This window comes from Ruegeria sp. BA2 (assembly GCF_056539605.1).
In genome coordinates this window covers 112,733-138,938 of sequence record NZ_JBQFVE010000007.1, presented here as the reverse complement: position 1 = coordinate 138,938, position 26,206 = coordinate 112,733, and the positions used below count along the sequence as shown (strand labels likewise).

General features: G+C 57.1%; 26 protein-coding genes. 11 read left to right on the top strand and 15 right to left on the bottom strand.

Features of this window, described 5'->3' with window-relative positions; genetic code table 11:
* Positions 1–78: 78 nt before the first annotated feature.
* The 3 genes from ACR0NN_RS16025 to ACR0NN_RS16015 form a co-directional block, all read right to left on the bottom strand.
* A complete protein-coding gene (locus tag ACR0NN_RS16025) occupies positions 79–1,659 on the bottom strand; it encodes a DUF427 domain-containing protein (protein WP_170725008.1) in 1,581 nt (526 codons plus the stop codon).
* A gap of 90 nt (positions 1,660–1,749) precedes the next feature.
* Positions 1,750–2,451, bottom strand: coding sequence for a helix-turn-helix domain-containing protein (locus ACR0NN_RS16020; protein ID WP_170725009.1), 702 nt, complete (start codon positions 2,449–2,451; stop codon positions 1,750–1,752).
* Positions 2,423–2,710: a hypothetical protein gene (locus tag ACR0NN_RS16015; protein WP_170725010.1), complete on the bottom strand. Its 288-nt coding sequence runs from the start codon at positions 2,708–2,710 to the stop codon at positions 2,423–2,425. The genes ACR0NN_RS16020 and ACR0NN_RS16015 overlap by 29 nt, the downstream gene beginning before the upstream one ends.
* A 176-nt stretch (positions 2,711–2,886) precedes the next feature.
* On the opposite strand from ACR0NN_RS16015, the gene ACR0NN_RS16010 reads away from it, so the two are divergent.
* The 4 genes from ACR0NN_RS16010 to ACR0NN_RS15995 all read left to right on the top strand — a co-directional run bounded on the left by ACR0NN_RS16010 (position 2,887) and on the right by ACR0NN_RS15995 (position 6,818).
* Positions 2,887–3,366 carry a hypothetical protein gene (locus tag ACR0NN_RS16010; RefSeq protein ID WP_170725011.1) on the top strand — a complete coding sequence of 160 codons (480 nt, stop codon included), beginning with the start codon at positions 2,887–2,889 and terminating at the stop codon, positions 3,364–3,366.
* 110 nt (positions 3,367–3,476) lie between these two features.
* Positions 3,477–4,094 carry a ribonuclease HII gene (locus ACR0NN_RS16005; RefSeq protein ID WP_170725012.1) on the top strand — a complete coding sequence of 206 codons (618 nt, stop codon included), beginning with the start codon at positions 3,477–3,479 and terminating at the stop codon, positions 4,092–4,094.
* A gap of 105 nt (positions 4,095–4,199) precedes the next feature.
* Entirely contained in the window at positions 4,200–5,303 is a 1,104-nt protein-coding gene (locus ACR0NN_RS16000; RefSeq protein WP_170725013.1) for a site-specific DNA-methyltransferase, read from the top strand.
* Positions 5,304–5,435: 132 nt separating this feature from the next.
* Positions 5,436–6,818, top strand: a complete 1,383-nt coding sequence (locus ACR0NN_RS15995) for an adenylate/guanylate cyclase domain-containing protein (protein WP_170725014.1) — start codon at positions 5,436–5,438, stop codon at positions 6,816–6,818.
* An 84-nt stretch (positions 6,819–6,902) separates the two neighbouring features.
* Here the strand turns inward: ACR0NN_RS15995 and ACR0NN_RS15990 are convergent, their stop codons facing one another.
* Positions 6,903–8,039, bottom strand: a complete 1,137-nt coding sequence (locus tag ACR0NN_RS15990) for an alkane 1-monooxygenase (protein ID WP_170725015.1) — start codon at positions 8,037–8,039, stop codon at positions 6,903–6,905.
* A 60-nt stretch (positions 8,040–8,099) separates the two neighbouring features.
* Complete coding sequence (mutY, locus tag ACR0NN_RS15985) at positions 8,100–9,155, bottom strand: A/G-specific adenine glycosylase (RefSeq protein WP_480685059.1); 1,056 nt, start codon at positions 9,153–9,155, stop codon at positions 8,100–8,102.
* An 81-nt stretch (positions 9,156–9,236) separates the two neighbouring features.
* Here mutY and ACR0NN_RS15980 point away from each other — a divergent pair, with 81 nt between their 5' ends.
* Entirely contained in the window at positions 9,237–9,743 is a 507-nt protein-coding gene (locus ACR0NN_RS15980; protein ID WP_170686951.1) for a DciA family protein, read from the top strand.
* A gap of 14 nt (positions 9,744–9,757) precedes the next feature.
* Positions 9,758–10,423, top strand: coding sequence for a DsbA family protein (locus tag ACR0NN_RS15975; protein ID WP_170686952.1), 666 nt, complete (start codon positions 9,758–9,760; stop codon positions 10,421–10,423).
* Between the two features lie 38 nt (positions 10,424–10,461).
* Here the strand turns inward: ACR0NN_RS15975 and lpxK are convergent, their stop codons facing one another.
* The 5 genes from lpxK to ACR0NN_RS15950 form a co-directional block, all read right to left on the bottom strand.
* A complete protein-coding gene (gene lpxK / locus ACR0NN_RS15970; RefSeq protein ID WP_170725016.1) occupies positions 10,462–11,460 on the bottom strand; it encodes a tetraacyldisaccharide 4'-kinase in 999 nt (332 codons plus the stop codon).
* Positions 11,447–12,682, bottom strand: coding sequence for a glycosyltransferase N-terminal domain-containing protein (locus ACR0NN_RS15965; protein WP_170725017.1), 1,236 nt, complete (start codon positions 12,680–12,682; stop codon positions 11,447–11,449). Before ACR0NN_RS15965 ends, lpxK begins: the two co-directional genes overlap by 14 nt.
* Positions 12,679–13,479, bottom strand: coding sequence for a 3'(2'),5'-bisphosphate nucleotidase CysQ (locus ACR0NN_RS15960; protein ID WP_170725018.1), 801 nt, complete (start codon positions 13,477–13,479; stop codon positions 12,679–12,681). Before ACR0NN_RS15960 ends, ACR0NN_RS15965 begins: the two co-directional genes overlap by 4 nt.
* Positions 13,466–14,812: a TldD/PmbA family protein gene (locus ACR0NN_RS15955; RefSeq protein ID WP_170725019.1), complete on the bottom strand. Its 1,347-nt coding sequence runs from the start codon at positions 14,810–14,812 to the stop codon at positions 13,466–13,468. The genes ACR0NN_RS15960 and ACR0NN_RS15955 overlap by 14 nt, the downstream gene beginning before the upstream one ends.
* A 125-nt stretch (positions 14,813–14,937) precedes the next feature.
* Complete coding sequence (locus ACR0NN_RS15950) at positions 14,938–16,461, bottom strand: DUF2125 domain-containing protein (RefSeq protein ID WP_170725020.1); 1,524 nt, start codon at positions 16,459–16,461, stop codon at positions 14,938–14,940.
* A 132-nt stretch (positions 16,462–16,593) separates the two neighbouring features.
* Here ACR0NN_RS15950 and ACR0NN_RS15945 point away from each other — a divergent pair, with 132 nt between their 5' ends.
* Genes ACR0NN_RS15945 through ACR0NN_RS15935 form a run of 3 tightly spaced genes read left to right on the top strand, consistent with a single transcriptional unit; the run spans position 16,594 to position 18,682 of the window.
* A complete protein-coding gene (locus ACR0NN_RS15945) occupies positions 16,594–17,343 on the top strand; it encodes an SDR family oxidoreductase (protein ID WP_170686958.1) in 750 nt (249 codons plus the stop codon).
* Positions 17,340–17,948 carry an enoyl-CoA hydratase/isomerase family protein gene (locus ACR0NN_RS15940; RefSeq protein WP_170725021.1) on the top strand — a complete coding sequence of 203 codons (609 nt, stop codon included), beginning with the start codon at positions 17,340–17,342 and terminating at the stop codon, positions 17,946–17,948. Before ACR0NN_RS15945 ends, ACR0NN_RS15940 begins: the two co-directional genes overlap by 4 nt.
* Positions 17,945–18,682, top strand: a complete 738-nt coding sequence (locus ACR0NN_RS15935) for a VOC family protein (RefSeq protein ID WP_170725022.1) — start codon at positions 17,945–17,947, stop codon at positions 18,680–18,682. Before ACR0NN_RS15940 ends, ACR0NN_RS15935 begins: the two co-directional genes overlap by 4 nt.
* Here the strand turns inward: ACR0NN_RS15935 and ACR0NN_RS15930 are convergent, their stop codons facing one another.
* Positions 18,683–18,979 carry an HNH endonuclease gene (locus ACR0NN_RS15930; protein ID WP_170725023.1) on the bottom strand — a complete coding sequence of 99 codons (297 nt, stop codon included), beginning with the start codon at positions 18,977–18,979 and terminating at the stop codon, positions 18,683–18,685.
* A 44-nt stretch (positions 18,980–19,023) separates the two neighbouring features.
* On the opposite strand from ACR0NN_RS15930, the gene ACR0NN_RS15925 reads away from it, so the two are divergent.
* Entirely contained in the window at positions 19,024–20,202 is a 1,179-nt protein-coding gene (locus ACR0NN_RS15925; protein ID WP_170725024.1) for a TIGR03862 family flavoprotein, read from the top strand.
* Positions 20,203–20,205: 3 nt separating this feature from the next.
* Here ACR0NN_RS15925 and holA read toward each other — a convergent pair whose 3' ends face one another.
* From holA to ACR0NN_RS15905, 4 genes are all read right to left on the bottom strand, one after another.
* Entirely contained in the window at positions 20,206–21,234 is a 1,029-nt protein-coding gene (holA, locus tag ACR0NN_RS15920) for a DNA polymerase III subunit delta (RefSeq protein ID WP_170725025.1), read from the bottom strand.
* Entirely contained in the window at positions 21,231–21,722 is a 492-nt protein-coding gene (gene lptE, locus ACR0NN_RS15915; protein WP_170725026.1) for an LPS assembly lipoprotein LptE, read from the bottom strand. The genes holA and lptE overlap by 4 nt, the downstream gene beginning before the upstream one ends.
* The gene (gene leuS / locus ACR0NN_RS15910) at positions 21,709–24,261 is read right to left on the bottom strand and encodes a leucine--tRNA ligase (RefSeq protein ID WP_170725027.1); all 2,553 of its coding nucleotides are present in this window, start codon (positions 24,259–24,261) and stop codon (positions 21,709–21,711) included. The genes lptE and leuS overlap by 14 nt, the downstream gene beginning before the upstream one ends.
* 72 nt (positions 24,262–24,333) lie before the next feature.
* Positions 24,334–24,816, bottom strand: a complete 483-nt coding sequence (locus ACR0NN_RS15905; RefSeq protein ID WP_170725028.1) for a DUF3576 domain-containing protein — start codon at positions 24,814–24,816, stop codon at positions 24,334–24,336.
* A gap of 280 nt (positions 24,817–25,096) precedes the next feature.
* Between ACR0NN_RS15905 and ACR0NN_RS15900 the strand changes: the two genes are divergently transcribed.
* Positions 25,097–26,104 (top strand): porin, encoded by a 1,008-nt coding sequence (locus tag ACR0NN_RS15900; RefSeq protein WP_170725029.1) that lies wholly within the window; start codon positions 25,097–25,099, stop codon positions 26,102–26,104.
* Positions 26,105–26,206: the final 102 nt, after the last annotated feature.

The window sequence follows — 26,206 nt, the reverse complement described above, 5'->3', positions numbered from 1 at the left end:
CTGAGCAACCAAACCAGCTAGGCTAGTAGATTATGTTTCTGTGAAACAAGGAGCGCCGCTGCTGAAAAGCGTTCAGCCTCATTCTTGCCCTGCATCAAGCAAGACATCCGCAGAAGTTTGCAGGGCAAATGACTTGATTGGTTTAGAAACATTATGCAGCTTGATCGCCCCCAACGGGACGGCTTGTTTGCAGGCAGGTTCGATATCCTGCGAGACTACAATTCTGTGACCGACGGTTTTACCATACTCGCCCAATCTGGCCGCAACATTGGCCGCCTGTCCAATCACGGTGAAATCCAACCTCTCACGAGAGCCGACATTGCCGTAAGTGACGCGCCCATAAGCAACGCCAATCGAACAGTCGCAATGGTGGTCATTTTCGCCGTTGCGCATTTCAGCCAGCTTTTCCACGATTTCAATCGCAGAGAGCTGCGCGTTTGATCGGGCCTTTACGGCATCGTCGCCAGCCGGAAAGACTGCGAGCACAGCGTCGCCAATGAATTTAAGAACCTCTCCATCATGGTCGTGTACAATTCCGGAGACAGTTTCGAAAAACGCGTTCAAAAGGTCGATATATTCATCGCGGCCCAGCTTTTCCTCCAACGCGGTCGAGTTGCGCAGATCGCAGAACATGATGGCGGCGTCGATGTCATCTCCGTCACCGCGACGAATCTCTCCCCCCAAAACCCGAGCACCGGAACGTTTGCCCACATATGTTTCCAGCAGAGACTGTGCATTTTCGCGCTGCATGAAGACTTCATAAAAACGCGCTATTACGGATGAGCACTCAAAGACTAGGCCAAGATTTTCCGTTGTGAATCCATTGGGATGGTCACAGGTCAAAGTCAGGACATTAATCCGCCCATCTGAGAAGGGCAGCGGCATGGCGACGTAATCCGTTGCACCTTTCGCACGCAGATCTTCGATGATTGGAAAACTATTATGTGGGTTGTCGTTATTCAGGCGCTGGCGCACACCACCCAGCCCATTCGAGACGTGTCGCAAGGGGCTATTGGTAAAGGCAGGATGATCGTGGATCTCGTAAGATGGGGAATGGGTCGAGATTTCGGCCGCGTCTTTCTCCCAAATATAGTGTTTGCCCGCGATCAACGGATGCAGAGACCAGACCAGAATGCTGAGGCGCTGAATCGCGATACCGTGTTCCAGCATTTTCTCGGCCAGGGCCTTGGTGAACGCATCTGCCGTGTCACTTTCCGAGGCACCGCGCATGAGCCAGTCGATCAATGGTCCGCTGATATTGCCGTCGTCAGCCTCGCGCAGTTGGTTCTGGCCAAGATCGATCCGTGTCGCGGTATTTGGCATGAACCCGATGTGCCCCTGAATGGCGGCGCTTTCGGGAAAGGCATCTTCATAAGCCCAGATCGAGTTCGTCAGACGCTCTTCGGGCAGGCTGATATCGTGATAGGTAGCGGTGCCCTTGAAGGGGCAAAAGGTCTGCAATTCGGTTTCGGGTCCGAGTTCAACGCAGACGTCTTCGCGCGGGACATAGATCGCGGGGGGCAGTCGCGTTTCGTACATGACTTTTGCGTTGTGGCTTTCGGCCAGCAGGATATCACCCCGGTATATTGCGATCCGCCCCACCAGCGGTTCAACCGAAATCCCATAGCCTTTGACCTTTGGTGTGGCGTGGACGTTCATCTGCAACCTCCCTTTGCCAAGCCTTTATATGATGGGCCTTCGGGGTGAGGATTCCAAGATGTGTCTGCTGATTTTACCGTAAATGCGGTGTCAGACCATCTGAATAACGTCTTTCTCGATCGACAGCATATAGCCCTTTTTGGCAATATTTTTAACCAGCAGCTCACTGACCATCTGATTGCCCAAGGCGTCGCGCAGGCGTTTGATCCGGGTGGCCCCGGCGGCCTCATCGCAATCGGAAGCGTTTCTGCCCGAGATCATCGCTTCGATCTGGGCGCCCGACAGGACTTCGTCATCCAGCCGGGATTCAGCCAGAACCGAAAGTGTTTCCATCGCGGCCGGTGTCAGTTTGAAATCCATGTTGTTGAGGTAAACCGTATTCTCCTCTCGGCTGATCAGCAGGGATGTTACCTGAATCCCCGTCCGCTCGATCTGGGCCATGCGGCGGTTCAGCAGGACCAGCATCACCAGAAAGACAAGCGCGGTGATCAGCATGGCGCTGGCAAAGACCAGCAGCACGAAGATGACCATGCGATAGCTGGACAGCGTATCGGCAAAGGCGGTGCCGGACTGGGCCAGAATCTCAAGCAGGCGGATTTCCGATTGTGAGGTCAGGTCGGCCTCAACAAACAGCCGCTCAACCCGCGCGTTAAAGGCATTTGCGTCCGGCAGGGTCCAGAACAGGAAAACCGCTGCGGTCACCAGGATCGCGACGATTGCCGCAATCCCCAGACCAACCAGCCGAACCCCCGAACGACGCGCTTCAGTAACGGAGATAGTATTTTCCGGCATTGGCCTTCCTTTGATCCAATCCATTCGCCTCAAAAACGTTCATCACGTTCAGCAGGGTCCAGCCGTTTGATTTCAGCCGCTTGGCGACTTCTTTCCGGGCCGAGCCTTTATCGCAGCTTGAGACCTGCATGACGCCATAGTGCAGACGCAAGGGATCGTCCTGCTTGGCCTTGTAATCGGCATAGCAATCTGCCGCGACGGCCTGCGACCCAACCGATATCAGGGCCGTCAGAGCCAGAGAAGAGAGGATCTGTTTCATGGGCTGCATCCTGCGCATGGGTTGGGCGGATATTCAATAACCTCAGGGGGTTTGAGGTGCTGATATTGGATAACAGATTGCCGTTATTGCTTGTCTGAAGGGGGAGGTCGCAATGTCGGGTCATCAGTTTTGCGGTCGTTAACCGGCCTGCCCCATTATCCGAAAGGACACGTATCATGCACCGGAAGTTCATTGCTCTGATCATCGCAACCGCCGTCGCCATCACCGGGATCTCAGCGTCACAGGCACGCGCGGCGGATACCCGAGATATTCTCGGCGGATTGGCTGCAATCGCGATCATAGGTGCTGCGGTCAACCACTATCATCAAGAGAAAAAGCGCGACGAAGAGGCAGAGCGCCGCAAGCGTCATAAGAAGGCGGAAGCCAAGGCGAAGAAGGCCAAGAAAAAACATGCTGTACGCCCGTTGCCAAAGCGGGTGGCGCGTTATGACCTGCCGCAGCGCTGCCTGCGCACGTTCAATGCCTATTCGAGCAATCGTCCCTTGCTTGGGCCGAACTGCCTAAAGAAGCACTATAAACATGCCGATAGCCTGCCTCACCAATGCAAAGTTGGTTTCTGGAATGGTAAAAAGGTAAAACGGGCATATGAACCCGCCTGCCTGCGCCAGAATGGATACCGTGTCGTTTACCAGTAACCGGTTTCGAGCAGGAGTGGCGCCATAGAAGCGCCGCGCGGGAGAGGGTGGCGCAAGCTGCCCTCTTCTTTTTTCTTGCGCTGGGCGCTGAAACGCGATTTGCCAAAGCCATGGCGACACCTGATTTTGAGCTCGAGACGGCCTTGTTGGCGCGTGGATACCCCCGAATTGCGGGTGTGGATGAGGTCGGGCGCGGCCCGTTGGCGGGGCCTGTAGTTGCGGCCGCCGTGATCCTGAACCCGGATGACATTCCCGATGGGCTGAATGATTCCAAGAAACTGACCGCAAAGCGCCGAGCAGGTTTGGACGCAGAGCTGCGAGAGCGAGCGCAAGTTGCCGTTGCCGAAGCTTCGGTTGCCGAGATCGATGAACACAACATCCTGCGCGCCTCGCATCTGGCGATGATACGCGCGGTCGCGGCGCTGGACCCGGCGCCGGATTTTCTGCTGATTGATGGCAATTTGATACCACGTGGCATGAAATTGCCTTCGCAGGCGGTGGTGAAAGGAGATGCGCGCTCGGTCTCGATTGCGGCGGCTTCAATCATCGCGAAAACCTGGCGTGATCAGTTGATGGTGGATTTGGCGCAACAGCATCCCGGCTATGGGTGGGAGGCAAACGCAGGTTATCCGACAAAACAACACCGCGAGGCATTGCGAAATCTTGGCGTGACCCCACACCATAGGCGTTCGTTCAAACCGGTCCACAATATCTTGTATCAAGAGTAAATCGTAAGTCGCTGATTCAAAAAAGAATTTGACGGCGAATTATCTTTGACTCATCCTTGTCTCAACCAAATGAGCGCAAAAGCGCCGTGGAACTGAGGCAGTGATATGACCACAATCAAGACAAAGGGCGCAACAGCGCTCCCTTTAAACACGATTCTATCCGGGGACTGCATCGAGGCGATGAACAGTCTCCCCGAGGCGTCGGTTGACCTGATTTTTGCGGACCCGCCGTATAATTTGCAGCTGAAAGGTCAGCTGCATCGACCCGACAACTCTCAGGTGGATGCGGTTGATGATCACTGGGATCAATTTTCGAGCTTTGGAGCTTATGATCAGTTCACACGCGAGTGGTTGAAAGCAGCGCATCGGTTGCTCAAACCCAATGGCGCGATCTGGGTGATTGGGTCCTATCACAACATCTTCCGTGTTGGTTCGGCTTTGCAGGATGCGGGCTATTGGATTCTGAATGACGTCGTGTGGCGCAAATCGAACCCTATGCCGAATTTCCGTGGCAAGCGTTTCACCAACGCGCATGAAACGATGATTTGGGCTTCTAAGCGTGAGGGTGCGAAGTACACCTTCAACTACGAGGCGCTGAAGGCCCTGAATGAAGGCGTGCAGATGCGCAGTGATTGGGTGCTGCCGATCTGCACGGGCCATGAACGCCTGAAGGACGAAAACGGTGACAAGGCACACCCGACGCAGAAGCCGGAAGCCCTGTTGCACCGCGTTCTGATTGGATCGACCAATCCGGGTGACGTTGTGCTGGACCCATTTTTTGGCAGTGGCACCACCGGGGCTGTCGCGAAAATGCTGGGGCGTGAGTTCATCGGGATCGAGCGCGAGGAAAGCTATCGCAAGGTGGCCGAAAAGCGCATTGCCAAGGTCCGCAAGTTCGACCGCGAAGCGTTGGAAGTCAGCGCCAGCAAACGCGCTGAGCCGCGCGTGCCCTTTGGGCAGCTGGTTGAACGCGGCATGCTGCGCCCGGGTGAGGAACTCTATTCCATGAATCAGCGCCATAAGGCCAAAGTTCGCGCTGATGGCACGCTGGTTGGAGACAATGTCAAAGGCTCGATCCATCAGGTGGGTGCGCATTTGGAAAATGCGCCGTCTTGTAACGGCTGGACCTATTGGTGCTTCAAACGCGATGGCAAGACCGTGCCGATTGACGTTCTGCGCCAGCAGATCAGGGCTGAACTGCATAACTGAATACCGCCGGTGCCTGTGGCCTGACACAAGGCACTAAGCCTTGCCCCGCCGTTCCCGGCGGGGTCTTTTGTTTTTGTCCTTGAGATGATTGCATAGGGCAGTCCCTGAAAGCGCATATCGGAGACGGATGCCATGACCGAGACCACCGCCAGCCAATCCCGCCTTAGCCGATTCTTTGTCACGCAACCGGACAACTTCGATCTGGACAACAAATACGCCGAGGCCGCGCTGGAGCGAAACAAGCGCGAAGGCCTGGAGCTTGCCGTTCGGGCGCGTTGGATTGCGATGGCGATGACCGGAATGTTGCTGATCTACCTGAATCCGCACTGGGAGGTTCTTTGGTATCATTTCATCCTGCTGCTGATCTGCGCCAATGGTTGGTTGATCCGCCGCGCCGGTCGCGTCGGGCAATCCCGGACCGAGCTTCTGTTGATCTTTGTCGATCTGCTGATCATGACGTTGGGGATGATTGTGCCCAACCCATTCAGCGACGATGTTCGGCCGTTGGCGATGCAATACCGGTTCGACAATTTTCAGTATTTCTTCATCATTCTGGCAGCGGGAACGCTTGCTTATTCCTGGCGCACCGTCATCGCGATCGGATGGTGGACTGCAATCATGTGGACAGTTGGTTGGGTGATCGCATGGTGGGTCGCAACCCCGATCCCCGGAATCAGCGGACGGGTGGCCGAGGCCCTGTCAGAATATCCGGATGTGGCCGAGCTCTTGGATCCCAACAGTTTCATGCCAACCTTTCGTATCCAGCAGGTGATTGTTTTTGTAATGGTCGCGGTGACGCTTGGGGTTTCGATGCGCCGCCTCAGTCGATTGTTGATGTCAAACGCCGGGCTTGAACGTGAGCGGGCAAATCTATCGCGTTACTTCTCGCCGAACGTGGTTGATGAGCTGAGTCAGAATGATGAGCCTCTCAAACAGATACGCAAAGAGGATATTGCGGTCCTGTTCATCGATATCGTCGGGTTCACCAAGTTTTCGGCTGGCCGTGATCCATATGAAGTGATCGAAGTCCTGCGCGGATTTCACGCCAGAATGGAAACCGAAGTGTTTCGGCATCACGGAACGCTCGACAAGTACTTGGGTGACGGGTTGATGGCCACGTTTGGGACGCCAGTGCCCGGAGAGCTTGATGCGAGCAATGCGCTGGCCTGTGCCCGATCGATGGTTGAAATGATCGACCGTTGGAATTTAGATCGCAGGCGGGCGGGTGAGCAAGAGATCCAGATCGGTGTTGGAGTCCACTATGGCTCGGTTGTCCTTGGGGATATTGGAGCAAACCGACTGGAATTTGCGGTGATCGGTGATGCGGTGAATGTTGCCGCAAAGCTCGAAGCTCTGACGCGAGATTTTCAGGCGCACATTATTGTGAGTGAGGCGTTGCGCGCCAAGGCCTTGAGTGAGACGCCAACTGCCCAAACTATGATGGCTGGATTCGAACAGCGGGCAGGTCAACCTGTAAGAGGTGTCGCCGCTCCGATGGATATCTGGGTGATGTAGAAACCAAGGCTCCCGCCTGTCAGCACCGCATCAAAGATGCGATCACTCCCGTTGGGCCAGGCAGCGCGCTGGTGCGCGCTGCGGTCAACTCCGGGGCGCGGGGTTTTGCGCTTTGTTATAGGGCTGCCAGTTGGTGATCTCGGGGTAATATTGCCGCCGCCATGCGCGTACTCTGGGATTCATTATCCGCCGCCACAAAGGGGGGATCATCGCTGCTATGGTCATGACCGGATAGCCATGTGGCAGTTGGGGTGCTGCATCCTGTGAATGGTGTTGTAGCAGCGGGAACCGGCGGTTTGGTTTGTAGTGGTGATCCGAGTGACGTTGCAGGTTGATCAACAGCCAGTTTGAGGCTTTTTGTGACGCGTTCCACGAGTGGCGCGGGCGGACATGTTCGTATTTGCCGTCACCCAAATATTTGCGCGTCAGGCCGTAGTGCTCGACATAGTTGACGAGTTCAAGTTGCCAGATCGCTGTGCCTGCTTGCACCAGAAACAAGCCAAGCCCTGACCATCCGCCTATCAGAACCGCCAATAGCAGCATAATTCCTTGCAAGGCCCAATAGCGCCAGAATGGGTTTGCCGGATCGGTCCAGAAACGATCTTTGCGTGCCAGTTTTTCGCGTTCGGCCCGGAAGGCAGAGATCAGGCTTTGACGTAGAACGCGGGGGTAGAACCGATGGAAGCCCTCGTTATAACGCGCAGTCACCGGATCACGCGGGGTGCCAATATAGCGGTGGTGCACCAGCAGGTGTTCAGAGCGGAAATGCGAATAAAGGACCATCGCCAAAAGGATATCACCCATCCAGCGTTCAAATTTGCCTTTTTGGTGCATCAACTCGTGGCTGTAGTTGATCCCGATCGTTCCGGATATCACGCCCATGCCAATGAACACGCCGATCTTTTCGATCGAAGACAGGTCAGTGGTGCGGGTGGTGTACCAGATCAGCCCGTAAAGCGTGAGGAATTGCACTGGGGCCCAAGCCTTGGTCAGCAAGATATACCAGTTTAGCGAAACGTCTGGCGTATCCGGATCGGCGTTTTCCAAGTTAAGGCCCGTCAATCGATCCAGCACAGCAAAGGCCCACCATGTTGAGAGCGGCACCAGCAAGACCCACCAACCGCCTGCAAAGGTGGCGATCCAGATCATCGGGATCAGTAGATAGGAGGCCCAAAATGGAAGGGCGGATTGCCAACGGGAAAGAGTATCAGACGCAATCATTTTTGGGCTCCGAAAATCTTGGCAAAACACTAGACTGCCTGTCTGGCCTTGCACATCGGTCTAATGGCCGCGCCACAGGTCATAAGCCTTGCGCATGACGGTGGGCAAGTCGCTGGGCTTGAACGCGTGTTTGTCCATGATTTCGAGATCGACAGGTTCCATCCCATTGGGCAATTCGACCGCCCAAATTCGCAGGATCAAATGGAAATGAGTGAAGGTGTGGCGCACCTCGCCTGGGACTTCCTGCCATTCTGCCACAAACGGAGGGCGTTTTGAGGGTGCCTCGGACCAATCTGATCCGGGCCAGCCTAACATCCCGCCCAGCAAGCCTTTGTCAGGTCGGCGTTCCAGTAGCAGCGCGCCATCACTGCGTTGCGCGATGTATATGTGGCCCAGCCTCGTTGGTTTGGGCTTCTTCGGTGTTTTTTTCGGAAGATCGGCCTGCGTTCCAGCTGCACGCGCAGAACAGAGTGCGTAGACTGGGCAGATGCCGCAGGCTGGCGATTTTGGCGTGCAGATCGTTGCGCCCAAATCCATCACGGCCTGTGCATAATCTCCGGGTCGATTGGGCGGGGTCAGGTACGCTGCTTTCTCTTTCAACAGCGGCTTTGAACCTGGCAGGGGATCATGAATGTCATAGAGCCGCGCCATCACGCGTTCGACATTGCCATCCAGCACTGTTTCCGGGCGATCAAATGCGATAGCTGCGATCGCCGCCGCCGTGTAGGGCCCAACTCCGGGAAGTAGCAGCAGCGCATCGTAGCTATCTGGGAAACGCCCATCATACTCTGAGGCTACGACACGGGCACATTTCAATAAATTCCGCGCGCGGGCGTAATAACCAAGACCAGCCCACTCGCCCATAACTTGCCCGTCTTCGGCGGCTGCCAGTGATTCTACAGTTGGCCAGCGCGTCGTGAAGCGAAGGAAGTAGTCGCGCACCGCGGCTACGGTTGTTTGCTGCAGCATCACCTCGGACAGCCAGACGCGGTAGGGATCAGGCGTTATTCCTGCCCCGCGATCAGAAGGGCTAACGCGCCATGGCATTTCCCGCGCGTGGCGGTCGTACCAGTCCAGCAGAGCCTTGCTCAGGTCAGATTCGGTGCAGTCACGCAAGTTTTATGTAACTCCCTGTCGGGTTTCGCTGGCGCATGGGTCGCAGCTTATTACAATAGCCGCGCAAGAGTTGGAAACCAGATGCAACGCAGACGTTCTTCGACCCGCGGGTTCAAACGTACCGCCACTTTGCTGAATGACCGGATCAGACAGGCCGGGGAAAGCCGGGGCTTTGCCGTTTCGCGTTTGTTGACTCATTGGGCTGAGATTGTTGGTCAGGATCTAGCTTCGATCGCGCGGCCTGTGAATGTGGGATACGCCAAAGGCGGATTTGGGGCGACACTGACGGTGCTGACCACAGGACCGCAGGCGCCGATGCTGGAGATGCAAAAAGAACAACTGCGTGACAAGGTGAACGCGGTCTATGGTTACAACGCCATCAATCGCATTCGCATCACCCAAACCGCACCCACCGGTTTTGCAGAAGGTCAGGCCAGTTTCGACCACAAGCCGAAACAGGCGAAACAAGCCATTGCGCCTGAAATAGCCGCCGAGGCCGACAAAGTGTCACGCGCGGTTCATGATGAAGATTTGCGCGCGGCCCTTGAACGTTTGGGCCGCAACGTTTTATCCAGACAGAAACGCTAAGAAAGGGCTGAGGAATGAGCCGGATTGCAACCGTTATATGTGCGGCTGTCGCCGTGGCCGCAGGCGGCTATTGGCTGACATTGTCGAATACTACCACACCTGCCAACCCGCTGATTGGTGCCGCCGAGGCGCAAGAGGCTGATCTGGACACGTCGACCATCGTCGAGATGGTGCAGGGGGCCGAAGATGCGCCCGTCGAGATCATCGAATATGCATCATACACCTGTCCGCATTGCGCGAACTTCCATCAGGGTGCCTATAAGCAGCTCAAGAAGGATTTCATTGATACGGGCAAGGTCAAGTTCACATACCGCGAAGTGTATTTCGATCGCTATGGTCTGTGGGCATCGATGGTGGCGCGCTGTGCGGGGCCTGATAAGTTCTTTGGTATCACCGATCTGTTGTACGAAGGCCAGTCGGAATGGACCCGTGCCGGAGGTCCGGCCGAAATCGTTGACGAGCTGCGCAAGATCGGTCGCCTTGCCGGTATCGACAATGATCAGCTTGAGGCCTGCTTGCAGGACGGAACCCGTGCGCAGACTCTGGTCGCCTGGTATCAGGAAAATGCCGAGCGCGATGGGATTCAGGCAACCCCGTCGTTCGTCGTGAACGGCAAAAAAGTTGATAACCAGTCTTATGACGATTTCAAAAAGCTGATCGAAGACGAGCTTGGCAGCTAAATCCAGCTTGGCCAGCCTGGCTTGGGCTGGCCATTCGCTCAGGGTGATGGCGCGACCTGAGCCAGCATCTCTTTGACCTTATCATCCTGATCGATCTGCAAGCGGACCGGGAGCGTGAGAACCTTGCTTCGGAGTTTCGCGGGTAGGCGCACCGCGTCTTTCTCGGTTGTCACCAGTTGAGCGCCCAGTGCCTTGGCCTCGTTTTCCAAACGCGTCATCAGCGCAGAGGTCAGCGGTTGGTGGTCGTCTAATGCTTCGGTGCGCAGCAGTGTCGCGCCTTGCTGCCGCAGAGTCTCAAAAAACTTATCTGGGTATCCGATACCTGCAAAGGCCAGAACGGGTGTGCCGCTCCAATCCATGCCGGTTTGTAGTGGACGCACTTCGCCGATGACGTGTGGGACTGTAAGGGCAGGCCCCCATTTTTCTGAAAATGTTGTTTGCGCTACGGCGCTCCCGAGCGACAAAACGAGATCGGCCCGTTTCAACCCAACAGCTACGGGTTCTCTCAAGGGACCGGCGGGCAAGCAAAGTCCATTGCCGAACCCGCGCGTGGCATCAACGACGATGATCGAGAAATCCTTGGCGACGGCAGGGTTTTGAAAACCGTCGTCCAGTACGATTGCTGTCGCCCCTGCAGCCACCGCCGCCTGCGCGCCTGCGGCACGATCTTTGGCAACCCAAACTTCGGCAAACGCGGCAAGCAGCAGGGGTTCATCCCCGACCTGAGCTGCGGTGTGTTTGCGTGGATCGACCTGCACCGGGCCTTCCAGCGAACCGCCGTGACCTCGGGTGACGACGTGAGGCTGATGCCAAGCGCCCCTGAGGTAATCCAAAACCCAGATTGCGGTGGGCGTTTTGCCAGTTCCACCCGCATTCAGATTGCCAACGCAAATGACCGGTACATCCACCGAGAGTCCTTGCCCACGCGCCAAACGACGGGCGGTCGCCGAGGCATAGAGGGACCCGAGCGGCGACAGCAGCCGGGCACGCAGGTCCAATCGATCAGGGTCCGTGTTCCAGAAGTCAGGTGCGCGCATTGTAGGCTCTCCGCCGGTCCAGTGTATCTTGCACCATTTCAATCAATTGGTCCGCCTGTGGCGCGCCTTCGGTGACGATCTGCCATCCGGCCAAGGCCATGTCAGCCGTGCGGTCCGGGGCCAAAAGCTCGACCACTCCATCGCCAAGCTCCGTCGCGGTTCGAATCCGCATAGCAGCTTTTTCCCGCCCCAACCTGTCATACAGATTGTGGTAGTTGCTGACATGAGGGCCATGGATTACCGCTGAACCTAAGGCAACGGCGATCAATGGGTCGTGGCCGCCCGAACCGCGCTCTAACGAACTTCCCATGAACGTAACCGCGGACACACGATGCCACAGTCCAAGGTCTTCGGGTTCAGCCGATAGGATCACCTGTGTGGTGTCTTCGATCGCATCTCCCTCATCCCAGTTGGCGCATCGCAAATCCATTGCCTCAAGCCGTTTGTGCAAGGGGGCGGACTCGGACATATCCGCCACGTGCAGAACCAAGGCCAGGCGCGGCAGCATCCGCAAGGCTTGCCGATGCGCCGTCAGGACCGAAATAAACTCTTTGTCCTGCACCCATGCGGCCAACCAGACCGGGCGACCGGCCAGTGTATGATTGGTCTCGATCAACTCATCTTCGGGCCAGGGATCGGGATTGGGGCTGATATGCAGAGCAGGCGCTACTGATATTTTTGCCGAATTCACACCCAACCTGCGGATCTGGCGCGCGATCTCATCATTGGGGGCAAGGATCGTCGTAAAACAGTCCAGCGTGTATCGCGTGATGTCCGGCAGCCAACGCCCACCGCGGGCGGTTTTCACGTCGACCATCGCCTCGATCAATACCAATGGAATTGCCCGTTCCTGCGCTCGGGTAATGATATTGGGCATCAACCCGCCACCAAACCAAAGCCCCATATCCGGGCGCCAATGCTTCAGAAAAATGCGGGCAGCGCCGGTGTGTTCGGCAGGCAATTTCACGATTGGCGCGCTACATTCGTCCCATTCCTCCAGATCGAAATCCGGAGGAACGGTTAGCAGCAGCGACAAGCCGGGCCGCACCGTGGTCAGACGACGACAGAAGTCATCAACCGCGCGCAGCCGATCGGGTGTACTGATATGCACCCAAAGGACTTCGCCATCAGGGCGCGCGATGTCCGTGAAGCCCGAGCTTTGCGGCACACCCCAGGACAGAACGCGATAGGCAGCAAGGCTAAGAGAACGAGGCTTGCTCATGCGGGTATACCGGCCCCGTTTGGGTCAAGCAGAGCATGAAGATGTTCATGGATTTCGGTGCCTGCCGCTACCACACCATTCAAGCGCGGGTCGGTGTTGTTGAACTGCAGAGGTTGCCCCAAACGGTCCGTGCATATTCCACCCGCCTCACGCAGGATCAGATCACCTGCGGCGATGTCCCACTCCCAACTGGGGCGGAGTGTCAGCATTCCGTCAAAGCGTCCTTGGGCAACCAGCGCCATCCGATAAGCCAGCGAGGGGCGGTAGACGCGGCGAAAGTCTGGCACCGCACCCGATTGCCAATGCCGTGGGTTCAGATTGGGTTTTGCCGCCAATATTTCAGCCTCAGGCAAATGCGCTTGCCCCGAAACGAAGATGGGTTCGCCGTTCAGCGTAGCTCCTTGTCCTTTCGAAGCCGCGTAAAGCAGATCTCGCATTGGTAGGTATATAACTGCAGCCGTAACCTCTCCGTTCTCGGCAACGGCCAGCGAGTGCGCCCATGTGCGGGATCCTTCGGCGAAACTGCGGGTGCCGTCGATAGGATCGATGACAAAGACCTGATCGCGGGTCAGACGGTCGTCGGAATCCTCGCTCTCTTCGCTCAGCCAGCCATAGTTCGGACGTGCGCCGTGCAGGTCGCGCTCTAGCATTGCGTTCACAGCCAGATCGGCCTCGGTCACAGGCCCCGCGCCTTCGGGTTTGTCCCAGCGTTGCGCATCAGGGCCTGAATAGCGCGTAGCGATCTTTCCAGCTTCTAGCGCGGCGTCGATCAGCAAGGACAGGTCAAGTGCCGGCAAGTGTCATCCCTTCGATTAGCAAAGATGGCACAACGCGCGATAGGTAAGGCCGGGCATCATTTGCCGGAATGATCCGCATCAGCATGTCGCGAAGATTGCCCGCAATAGTGCATTCGTTGACAGGATAGGCGATCTCACCGTTCTCCACCCAAAACCCTGACGCCCCACGGGAATAGTCGCCAGTGTTCGGGTTTATCGTCGACCCGATCATCGAAGTGACCAACAGCCCGGTTTCCATATCGCGCAGAAGCTCTGCTCGGGTTTTGTCACCTTGCGTCAGGCTGAGGTTCCAGTTGCTGGGCGATGGAGGCCCCGATACGCCGCGTGTTGCATTACCGGTCGAGGTCATTTCCAGCTTTCGGGCGCTGGACAGATCCAGCGTCCAACCGGTCAGAACACCGTCTTCAACGATCGCCCTGCGCCGCGTTGCCAGCCCTTCGGCATCAAACGGGCGCGAGCCCGAAATGCGCGGGCGATGAGGGTCTTCGATCAGAGACAGATGCGAGGGCAGAACCTGTTGACCCAAGCTTTCTTTCAGCCACGAGGCACCGCGGGCAATCGCAGCGCCATTGCTTGCAGCCAGCAGGTGACCGATCAACGACGACGAGATACGTTCGTCGAACACAACCGGGAAGCTGCCTGTCTGGGGTTTGCGTGCGCCAACGATCTGAACTGCGCGTTCACCAGCTGTGCGACCAATCTCGGAAGGGCTGCGCAGGTCTGCCTGAAATGTGCGACTGTCGCCATCATAGTCACGCTCCATCCCCGTGCCTTCGCCGGAAATGGCAACACATGAGGTTGAGCGACTGCTGCGCTTATATCCACCAGAAAACCCGTTCGTAGCTGCCAGATGGACTTGGTGTGTACCATAAGCCGCGGCGGCGTCAGAAACTTGTGAGACGCCCGTAACACCCAACGCTGCCGCTTCGGCAGCCAGCGCGTCCTGCATCAAGGCCTCGGCACTTGGTTCCGGACTTGGATCAAACAGTTCCAGCGCATCGATATCCCAATCGGTGATCAATTGATCGGGCGCGGCCAATCCAGTGAACGGATCTTCGGGGGTTTCGCTGGCCATAGCAACGGCGCGTTCGGCCATCGCCGCAAGCGTCTCAGGACGACTGTCTGAACTGGATACGATTGCCTGCCGCTTGCCCAGGAAGACCCTTAGTCCCAGATCAGTGGCTTCCGAGCGTTCGGCATGTTCCAACGCGCCGCCGCGCACCTCGACAGAGACGGATGAGCCATCAATAACAATGGCATCTGCCTCTTCGGCGCCAGCTTTGCGGGCTGCAGCCAGCAGCTCTTCACTGATGTTCTGAGGTGTTCGGGTCATGAGGCCTCCGGTCTTGTTGTACTGGACCTAGCCTTGGACCGTCCGTCCCGCAAGGCCTGCAGCCCAATCGCTTTATGTGCCTCAGCCAGGAAAGGCCACCAATGCGGCCTTTCCTGATGATTTTATCACTTGATGCGCTGACCGTTGGCCAGAATCTGACCATCCTCGGTGAACTCGATCTTCGAGTTCAGTGTATCAGGTTCTTCACCCGGAACAGCCATCAGACCCATCATCATACGTGCGCCCAACGCGTCGTTCTCCGAGACAAAGCCCATGCCGATCAACGTGTCGAGCAGAGCGTTGGCGCCAACAAGCTTCAGATTGGCGACACCTGACGGAGCGGGCAGGCCATCAAACTCTTCCGTGTTGGAATTGTCGAATGTGAAATCTCCATCACCGGTCAATTCCGCGCCGACCAGCGATACAAGCAATTCGTTGATCTTCAACGAATGCAATTCGCCCGGAACAATATCCGATGTCTCAAGCTCTTCGACCGCTTCGGGATCCATGAAGTCGACCAGAACTTTGGCGGTGCCGGTTGCGTCCAGTGCGATGGTCGCCGGATCGCGGGGCAGCGCACTTGCAGGGTCGAACATGCTCCACAATACATCGGACATCGTGAAATCTGTCAGGTTCATACCAAATCCAAAGGGTTGGATTTCTTCCGAAGCCTGCACCGGAAGTTCGAATTTCATACCCGCATTGGCCATCGCAATTTCGATCGGGAACGGAAGATCAGATGTCGTAACGGCCAGTTTGGTGCTGTTTTGCGCAAGGTCGTAGACAAGCCGCTGTGCATCGATACTGCCGGTAAAACTGCCGCCTTCGGAACTGCTGCTGAGCGAGAAGGGCTGACCTTCAGCCGTGCCCGCCACTTCGGTGTTACCCGAGGCATAGGTGAATGTGCCTGACGCAGCAAATCCGGCCTCATAAATATCTTGTACGTTGGAAACATCGAAATCCGGCGGGATGATCGTATCACCTTCGAAATTCAGATCGCCCAGCGTGCCGCTGATCCGGCCCGTATCTTCGCTTTCAGGCTCGTTGAACGCCACGTCGTAGGTCAGGCTGTCAGCGGTGAACTGCTGCGCGATATCGCGCATTTCGCCAATTTCCATCTGGGAAGAACCCGCAATCTGGTCCATCTGAACGTTCAGCGCCAGCATATCGTTCGGCACGGTTTCACCGTCAAAATCGATCGAATCCAGTGCAAGGTTCAGACTGTTGGCCGAATAATCATAGGTCATGTTTTTGGGCGTGCCTGATACAACCATTTCCAGAGCATCATGCGAATATACCAGATCGGCCGAGAAGGTCTCGCCCTCGGCTTCGCCCGAGATGGTCATCGGAAAACTGTCCGGGAAACCGATGTTGACTGTACCATCGCCATTCTCGGTCAAAGTCATCTGAGGGATGACCACGTCGAAAGTGCCTTCGGTATCTGGAATGGCCATGGCCATTGTCATGTTCGAAATCGTTGTCACATTTCCGGAAACGCTTTGTTCGCCGGTCACATCATAACCCATGCCGCCCAGGTAGGCTTGCCAATCGGCCCAGACATCATTGGCGGTAACATCCGCAAAAGCGCCGTTCGTTGCGACAGCATAGGCCAAAGCTGCACCGCAACTGCGGCGAAGGAAAACAGTCATAAGAGAACCCTTCTTGATCAATTTACGCGCATGGTCGTGCCTGCGGCGGCCAGCGTCAAGGGGGAAGGGCTGGACCAATTCCCCAATTGCGGGGTACGAGTTAACACAATTTCAAATGCAGGGATTTAAACGATGCAAATGCAAGGAAAAACTGTACTGATTACAGGCGCTAGCCGAGGTATCGGAGCGGAAGCCGGGCGCGTTTTTGCCGCAGCCGGGGCAAATGTCGCCTTGGCCGCGCGCAGCCGAGATCAGATTGAAGCACTGGCAGCAGCGCTGGGTGACAACGCCATCGCATTGGGCTGTGATGTCAGTGATTTTGGCCAGGTAGAACAGACGGTTGCTGACTGCATCGATCGGTTTGGCTCGCTGGACGTTCTGATCGGGAATGCAGGTGTGATCGATCCGATCTTTCATCTTTCCAATGCTGATACGCAGGCTTGGAGCCATGCAATCGACATCAATCTGAAGGGAGTTTTTTATGGAATGCGCGCTGCACTGCCCATTATGCGGGCGACAGGTGGGGGGACTGTTCTGACCGTCTCCTCCGGTGCTGCGTCAAATCCGATTGAAGCCTGGAGCCACTATTGCACCTCAAAAGCCGGGGCAAAGATGCTGACCGAGTGTCTGCATTTGGAAGAGGCGCACCATGGCATCCGCGCCATGGGCCTGTCACCGGGTACCGTCGCCACTGACATGCAGCGCGTGATCAAGGCCAGCGGTATCAACCCGGTTAGTCAGTTGGATTGGGACGATCATATCCCGGCAGACTGGCCAGCAAGGGCGCTGATGTGGATGTGCTCGCCGGACGCAGATGAGTTCTTGGGGACAGAGATTTCGTTGCGCAATGAAGATATCCGAAAAAGGGTCGGGTTGACGTGATTGAACTGACGCAAGACGATGGGCTTTGGACGGTTACGCTGAATAATCCTGAAAAAGCCAATGCGTTGACCACTTCAATGCTGGGCGAATTGGTTCGTATCGCCGAAGCGGCAACCGAAGCACGCGCCTTGATTCTAACCGGTGCGGGTCGCGTGTTCAGCGCCGGTGCTGATCTTGAAGAAGCGCGCGCGGGTCTTGCGACCTCGGATCTTTGGGAGCGGCTATCTGGTGCAATAGCCGACTTGCCTTGCCTGACGGTGGCGGCTCTTAACGGTACTCTGGCGGGTGGTGCGAACGGCATGGTTCTGGCTTGTGATTTGCGCGTTGCGGTTCCCGCAGCCAAGTTTTTCTATCCGGTGATGAAGCTGGGCTTTCTGCCGCAGCCGTCTGATCCCAAACGTATGGCGGCGCTGATAGGTCCGTCCCGAACCAAGATGATCCTAATGGCCGGACAAAAGATCACTGCAGAAGAAGCCTATGCGTTTGGTTTGGTGGACCGGGTGGTCGAACCTGATCAATTGATGCCCACGGCACGAGAGTTGGTGGCTGACAGTCTGTCTGCAGAGCGATCGATTGCACTAGGCATTGCCGGATTGTGCCCATGAGGTTGGCCGCGCTGCGATTGCGGGTCGCAAACCCCGATGCTTTGGCGGCGTTTTATCACGACGCGCTTGGCATGCGTGTTCAGGTCGAAGGTGCAAATCGTCGCGTAGGATACGCCGGACAAGATGCCGATCTTTTGCTGATGCCGGGCGGTGGTGGTTACCGCCATGACCGAGGGCAAAGATACTGGAAAATCGGGATCACCCTGCCGAATGTTGAATTTGCCGCAAATCACCTGCGCCAGATGGGCGTTACGGTCAGCGCACCGCGCCAGTTTCTGGATATTGGCTATATGTGCCATCTAAGTGATCCAGAGGGCTTTGTAATCGAGCTACTGCAGCACGATTTCGAAGGAAACCGGCCGGGCGATGCCGCCAGTTCGGATGCGCCATTTGCAGGGGCCTGTATCGGCCAGATCACCTTGCGCACCGGAGATATCGCCGCCGAGGATGCATTCTGTCGATCTCAGGGTATGTCCTTGTTGTCGATGCAGGGTGTGGAACCCTATGGCTTTGATTTGCATTTCTACGCATTCACAGAAGACACGCCGCCAAACCCAGACCTTTGGGCGGTCGAAAATCGGGAATGGCTTTGGAAACGCCCTTATACTACGCTGGAATTTCAACATATTCCCAGCGCCCGGTTTGCATCGGTGCCCGACTATCGTGGGATTGAAGTTGAAGGGTTGGCTGATCCTAAAACGGATGTGTTCGGCGATCCGTGGCTTCCGACCTGATCAACGCCCGCGCCGCTTGCCCGGCACTTTTGAGCGAAATCCCGGAGGGCGTTTACGGACCCATTGCAGGAACTTATCCAACCTCGGGTGCGCGCGAAGCGCGTCAACCGTGCTGAAATCACGCGCAAGCTCGGCTTCGGTCAGCGTTGCGTGGATCTCCTTGTGGCAAATCTGATGCAACAAAACAGTGGGCCCGCCCTTGCCTCCTTTGAGCTTTGGGATCAGATGGTGCAGGCTGCCTCCGCCCTCAGGAATAGGGCGGTCGCAGAGTGGGCAGATAGGTTCGGTGTTTGCCATAACCTAAACTCGTGTTGAAACGTGCGCAGGGCAAGAGGGATACAATGGCGCAAACCATGGTTATTGGTGCGGGGCCTGCAGGTCTTATGGCGGCAGAGCAGCTTGCTGCGGCCGGGCACGAGGTTGTTGTGGCCGAAACCAAGCCCTCGGTCGCGCGCAAGTTTCTGATGGCGGGGAAGTCTGGTCTGAACCTGACCAAAGACGAACCGTTTGAGACGTTTATGGGTGCATATGCCAAGGCCACGGATTGGCTGCACCCTATGATAAGTGAGTTTGACGCACAGGCCGTCATGGCTTGGGCTAGCGATCTTGGGCAAGAGATGTTTACGGGTTCGACCGGTCGCGTTTTCCCGACGGTCATGAAGGCCTCGCCCTTGCTGCGGGCTTGGCTCGCGCGGTTGGATCAGGCTGGTGTCCAGATCAAGACCCGCTGGCACTGGCGAGGCTGGCGTGAGGATGCGTTGGTGTTTCAGACCCCAGATGGTGAACAACTGCGCAAACCCGATGCGACGGTTCTGGCGTTGGGTGGTGCCAGTTGGGCGCGGTTGGGATCGAATGGCGCATGGGCGCCGTGGCTTGCCGACAAAGGCGTGGCTTTGACTCCGTTTGCGCCTTCAAATGCAGCACTGTCGGTCGATTGGAGCCGCTTCATGCAGCCACACTTCGGGGCCGCGTTGAAATCAGTGCGTTGGATGTCGGGTGCGGTGGAAAGCCGGGGCGAAGCCACGGTTTCCGCAAGAGGGCTGGAAGGTGGCGGGCTATATCCCCTGACCCCGGCGCTGCGCGCGGGTGCGCCACTGTTTCTGGACCTTATCCCAGACGTCACGGTCGAAGGGATGCGCGCGCGATTGGATGCGAAGAAGCCCAAAGCAACTTTGTCGCATTGGCTGAAGAACGGTCTAAGGTTGCCACCGCAGAAGGTGGCGCTGTTCCATGAGATGACAAAGGGCCACGTATTGGCGCAATCTGATTGGATCGATGCGCTAAAGAATCTGCCGATACGCCATTCTGGCCTGCGACCAATGGATGAGGCGATCTCGACTGCGGGTGGTGTCGCTCAGGACGCTCTGAACAATCGTTTGATGCTGACCGCACTTCCGGGCGTGTTCTGCGCGGGTGAGATGCTGGATTGGGAGGCCCCAACGGGTGGCTATCTTCTGACCGCCTGTCTGGCGACAGGACGCTGGGCTGGACAGTCGGCTGCTGCGTGGCTGGACCGCTAGGGTTCAGCTTGATCGAGCCAGCATCGCCAGACGGATCATGGCGCGTTCCACCAGCGCCATGGCGGGTGCGGTCTGATTGGCCGAGCGCAATGACAGATCCGTGTCGGTCAGAACCGTCAATGCGGTCTGCAATTTATGCGCACCCCAGCCCTGTGCCTGACGCAAGATCCGATCGCGCCGCTTGCCGTAGACCGGAGGGCGAAGTTTGCCGATCCCCTGCGCCGCGCCGCCGGGATCGGAAGCGCAGGCATAGAGGGTCCTAAAGTGCCGCGTCGCGCCGATGCATAGGGTTACGCCATTGGTGCCTTGCGCTTGCAGTCGGCGGATCAGCGGCCCGATTTCTTGCGCCCGGCCCTCGGCCACGACGTTCAGCACATCGTCCAGCGCCGCCTCGGTTGACCGCGGAGCGCAAGCCTCGATGTCGTCGATCGTCAGTTCAGCTGCATCGCCACGCTTGTAGAGCGAAAGTTTCTCAACCGTTTGTGTGAAATCTCCGGGGCTTAACGCCAAAGCCAGCTCGCCAAGCGCCGACATCGAATCGCGCGAGATATTCTGCAACCCTGCCTGTGCGAGAATCCGTTCAACTTCGGCACGTGAAGGCGGATCATCGTAAATGCCGACGGTGTAAACCGCCGGGTTCGCTTCGAACGCTTTGCGAATTTTTGAACTGGGCTTGAGCTGACCCGCCGTCACGACGATCTGCGCATCACCATGATCCCAGTCTTCCAGCGCCGCGAGTATTGCCGGCGCAGCAACCTCGGTGGCGTCTTCGACAAAGACAGCGCGGGGGCCGGGGAAAAACCCAACGGCCTTAACTGCGTCCAGCAAAAGCGCTGGGTCGCCGCGCAGATCACTTCCGGGGATGCGGGTCAGGCGCATTTCCTCTTCAGCGCCGGGTCCCAGCAGAGCCGCCAGAACTTGCTGACGCTTTAGGGCAACGCGCATCGCGTCCGCCCCGTAGATCAACAGCCCGGCTTTATCCGCGTCCGGCTTGGCAAAATACCCATCAGCCTCGCGCGGGCTCAGCTTCATGTGGACAGGCCCGGTGTGGCGTATAGGCGGTTCACGATCTGATCAGCTAGAATCACCATCAGACGCTCGGTCGCATCGCGTTCATCCGCCAGCGTCGACACCGTTGAACCAGCAGCAGAATAACCGACAAATTCGGCAACATTGCCCGAGGCGATGATCTGCCCGGTCCCGTTGGATTTTAACGCGTAGGATGCGTTGCCGTCGATGGTATAGCGATTGGTTTCGTTTGCCGTGGTGATCGACGCCCTGCGCGTGGTCGTCGAAACCCCGACTTCCAGCTTGTAGTCTTTGCCCGAGGTCGCGCTGCGACCCAACTTGCGTTCCAGATTCTGAACCAGCAGGAAGCTTTCGACCGTATTCGGGGCCGAAACCTCGACCCTGCCATCCAGCGCCGAACCCGATCCACCGGGTGCGTAGACCGGCTCGAAACCACACGCGGCAAGCGCGAGCGGCATCAATAACAGGGTTCTGCGATCAAACGACGACATTTACGATCCGGCCTGGAACAACGATCACTTTCTTCGGGGCGGCACCATCCAGCGCCTTTTGCACAGCTTCGGTGCTGAGTGCGATTTTTTCAACCTCTGCCTTGTCCAGATCCTTGGACACGCTGATTTCAGCGCGGCGCTTGCCGTTGATCTGTATTGGCAGGGTGACGGTGTCATCGACCAGCATTGCTTCGTCAGCCATAGGCCAGGGCGCTGTCGCGACGAGACCCTCGCCGCCCAACAATTGCCAAAGCTCTTCGGACAAGTGGGGTGTCATCGGCGACATCAGTTGAGCCAACGTCTTAGCCGCCTCGCGCTTGGCCTCTGTGCCTGCTTTGGACTTAGCCAACGTGTTGGTAAAGGCATAAAGCTTGGCGATCGAGGCGTTAAAGCCAAAGGACTCGACACCGCCCGAGACGTCGTGGATGGCTTTGTGCATTTCGCGCAGCAGCGTTTCGTCATCTGCGTTGGCAGGTGCATCCGATTCGGTGATTTCCGAGGCGATGCGGTGCACGCGGCTGAGATGTTTAAATGCAGCCTCAGCACCCGAAGCGGTCCATTCCACGTCGCGCTCGGGCGGGGAATCGGACAGAACGAACCAGCGTGCGGTGTCTGCGCCGAAGGCCGAGATGATGCTGACCGGGTCTACGACGTTCTTTTTTGACTTCGACATCTTGGCCGAAGGGATGATTTCAACCTCGGTGCCGTCGGCCAATTTCCCGTCAGTCACATCCTCGGGCAAGTGATAGACCGGACGGTCGTTGGCATCGCGAGTCTGATAGATCTCATGCGTGACCATGCCCTGCGTGAATAGAGCATCGAACGGCTCGATTGCTTTCTTCGGCAAATGGCCGGTGATGTTCATCGCACGCGCGAAGAACCGGGAATAGAGCAGGTGCAGAATCGCGTGCTCGATGCCGCCAATGTATTGATCGACATTCATCCAGTATTCGGCTTCGGCCAGATCGGTAGGCGTTTCGGCGCGCGGAGCGGTGAAACGGGCAAAGTACCATGACGAATCGACGAATGTGTCCATCGTGTCGGTTTCGCGCTTGGCAGGTGCTCCGCATGATGGGCAGGGTGCATCGCGCCAACTGGGGTGACGATCCAGCGGGTTGCCGGGGATGGAAAAGTCGATGGGTTTGCCGTTGCCATCATCATAAGGCAACTCGATCGGCAGATTCTCTTTCTTCTCGGGCACGGTGCCGCATTTTTCGCAGTGGACAACGGGGATCGGGCAACCCCAATAGCGCTGGCGGCTCAGGCCCCAGTCACGCAGGCGGTATTTGGTAACGCCCTCGCCCCAGCCAGCCTTTTCCGCGAAATCAACTGTGGCATTGATGGCCTCTTCGCCCGTGGCTTCGGTCAGACCTGCGAAATGGTTCACCCAGCGGACCTTTTCAGACTTCGGCGGGACGAATGCGATTTTGTCGACAGGTGTCTCATCGTCCATCGCGAAGAAGGTATCGACTACAGGAAGACCGTATTTGCGGCAGAAATCAAGGTCACGTTGGTCATGTGCCGGGCAGGCAAAGATTGCACCGGTGCCATAGTCCATCAAAATGAAGTTGGCGATCCAGACCGGCAGTTCCCAATTCGGGTCCAGCGGGTGCTTGACGCGGATACCCGTGTCGTAGCCCAGCTTCTCAGCCGTCTCGATAGCCTCTTCGGTGGTTCCACCCTTACGGCATTCAGCAACAAATTCAGCCACTTTAGGGTTGCCGGCTTCAAGTTCTTTGGCAATCGGGTGATCCGGTGAGATCCCGACAAAAGACGCGCCTAACAGGGTGTCGGGGCGAGTCGTATAGACAGTGATCGGCTCACCTCCGTCGATGCGCTCAAAGCCAAATTGCAGGCCGCGGGACTTGCCGATCCAGTTCTCCTGCATCAGGCGCACTTTGGCGGGCCAGTTGTCGAGCGTATCCAGCGCGTCGAGCAATTCCTCGGAATAGTCGGAAATTTTGAAGAACCACTGGGTCAGCTCGCGCCGTTCGACCAACGCGCCCGAGCGCCAGCCGCGCCCGTTTTCCACCTGTTCGTTGGCCAGAACGGTCATATCAACCGGGTCCCAGTTCACCACGGCGTTCTTGCGGTAGACCAGACCGGACTCGAGCATATCCAGGAACAAAGCCTGCTGCTGCCCGTAATATTCCGGGTCGCAGGTGGCGAATTCGCGCGACCAGTCGATGGACAGGCCCAGCGGCTTCATCTGGCCGCGCATATCGGCGATATTGCCGTAGGTCCAATCCTTTGGGTGGCCTCCGCTGGCCATGGCGGCGTTTTCCGCAGGCATCCCAAAGGCGTCCCAACCCATCGGGTGCAGCACATTGTGCCCAGTTGCCAGTTTGTGGCGCGCGATCACGTCGCCCATCGTATAGTTGCGCACATGACCCATATGGATGCGGCCAGACGGGTAGGGGAACATCTCAAGCACATAGTATTTTGGCTTATCCGCCTTGTGGTTGGCGGTGAAGATTCCGGCCTTGTCCCAGGCCTCTTGCCATTTTGCTTCGATTTCGGTGGCCGAGTAGCGAGACATCTTGCGGTCCTTCGTGAATGAAAACGCCGGGTAGGAACCCGGCGTGGTCATAATGTGAATTTAGGCGGGTTTCTAGAACTTGTTATCAGCAATACGCAGCTGGCGCGCTCGAGATAGAATGGCATCTTCGACCGCGCGCGACGTTGCAGCGCTGACCGGAGCACCGCCACTAGTCTGCAGTGCAACAGAAAGAGAGCGCGCTTCCAGCGCAGGATCGCTGATATGGACCGTTGCCCGATAAGAGCGTCCACCGCCGGGCGGAGTGCCATAACCTGTTACGATCACACCAGTAAACGGATCGACTTCTTGGATCGGTAGGAAATTCAGAACATCCAGCGATGCGGACCACAGATAGCGATTCACCTGAGTAACCTGTTCCGAGGTATTCGGGCCAAAGACATCCCAGATCGTCGAACGATTCGGATCATTCAACTCGCGTTCTTCGGTCGAACTACCATCGACTGTCAGATATCTGGCGTCACCCGGGGGTGGTCGCCCACAGCCTGCGACTATCGCGGTCACTGAAATCAAACCCAAAATCGTTAGCAGGCGCATCGTTGGAAGGTCCTGTATCACTTGTTTTGCACTGTTCGAGTGACACTCCTAGACAAGGACCCCGGCTGCAACAAGCCAATTCTTAACTTTAGTTGATGGGCAGTGGGGAGGATCTGGCTGAAATCGACTGTGGCATCCTTGCACCAATTGGGGCCGAATGAGGCCAGAGCGTTTATGGCAAGCTTGCGCAAAGGGGGGAAAAAAAGCGAAACGGTGTCCGTGCTGAGACGCGTGCTTTGCATGTGTCGAGTAGAAAATCTTTGAAACCGAGGGAAGCAAGATGAAAAAAATTCTCTTCGCATCGACCGCCCTGATCGCAACCGCAAGCGTTGCAGCGGCCGAAGTTAAGTTTAGCGGTTACGGCCGCTTTGGTATTGGTTACCAAGAAGACCGCACAGGTACCGTTGACGCTGTTGGTGGTGGTGAAGCGACTGACGTAGATACCGATAGCACCATCCTGGTATCGCGTTTCCGCCTGAACATCGACGGCATCGTTGAAACCGACGGTGGCGTTCGCTTTGAAGGTCGTGTTCGTCTGCAGGCTGACGAAGACGCCGGCAATGGCGAACAAAACGCTGCTGGCCTGAACGGCGCGCGCTTCTCGGTCATCTTCGGTGGTCTGCGTGTTGACGCCGGCAACGTCGCTGGTGCCTTCGACAACTTGGCCAACTACTACGGTAACGAGCCTGGCCTGGAAAACTTCATCGGTCAGTACTCGGGCGTTGACTATAGCTTCCTGGGTTACTCTTCGACCGGTTCGGGTTCGAACGGTGTATTCTTCCAGTACGCAGTAGGCGACTTCGCGTTTGGCGCGTCGTATGACCAGCGTACTTTTGCTGAAACAGCAACTGCCGGTGCCGACACGGACGATGGCGACCGCTGGGACATCAGCGCAACCTACACCTTCGGCAACATCACTGCCGCTCTGGCCTATGGTCAGACCAACGGCGCATTTGATGCTGAAAAAGAAAGCCTGACCGTACTGACCTTGGGCGCAGAGTTCGGTGACTTCTCGGGTACTCTGTTTGTTGCAGACGATGACGTTTCGGACGATGCTCTGAACGGCACCGCATACGGTCTGTCGGCAGCTTACAACCTGGGCGCCGCAACCACTCTGACCTTCGCTTACGGCGACGGTTCGGGCGACGGTGACACCCAGCAGTACGGCATCGGTGCCATCTACGACCTGGGTGGCGGTGCATCGCTGCGCGGTGGTATCGGCAACTCGAAAGCCGGTGACGGCGACAGCACTCTTCGCGCCGACTTCGGTGCTCAGTTCAACTTCTAAGTTGTTCTGAACCACACGGTTCAAGGGCAGGTCTTCGGACCTGCCCTTTTCTTTTGTTTCAACATGGTGTTTTGCTGCGGTAAACGCAGAACGAGAGGGCCC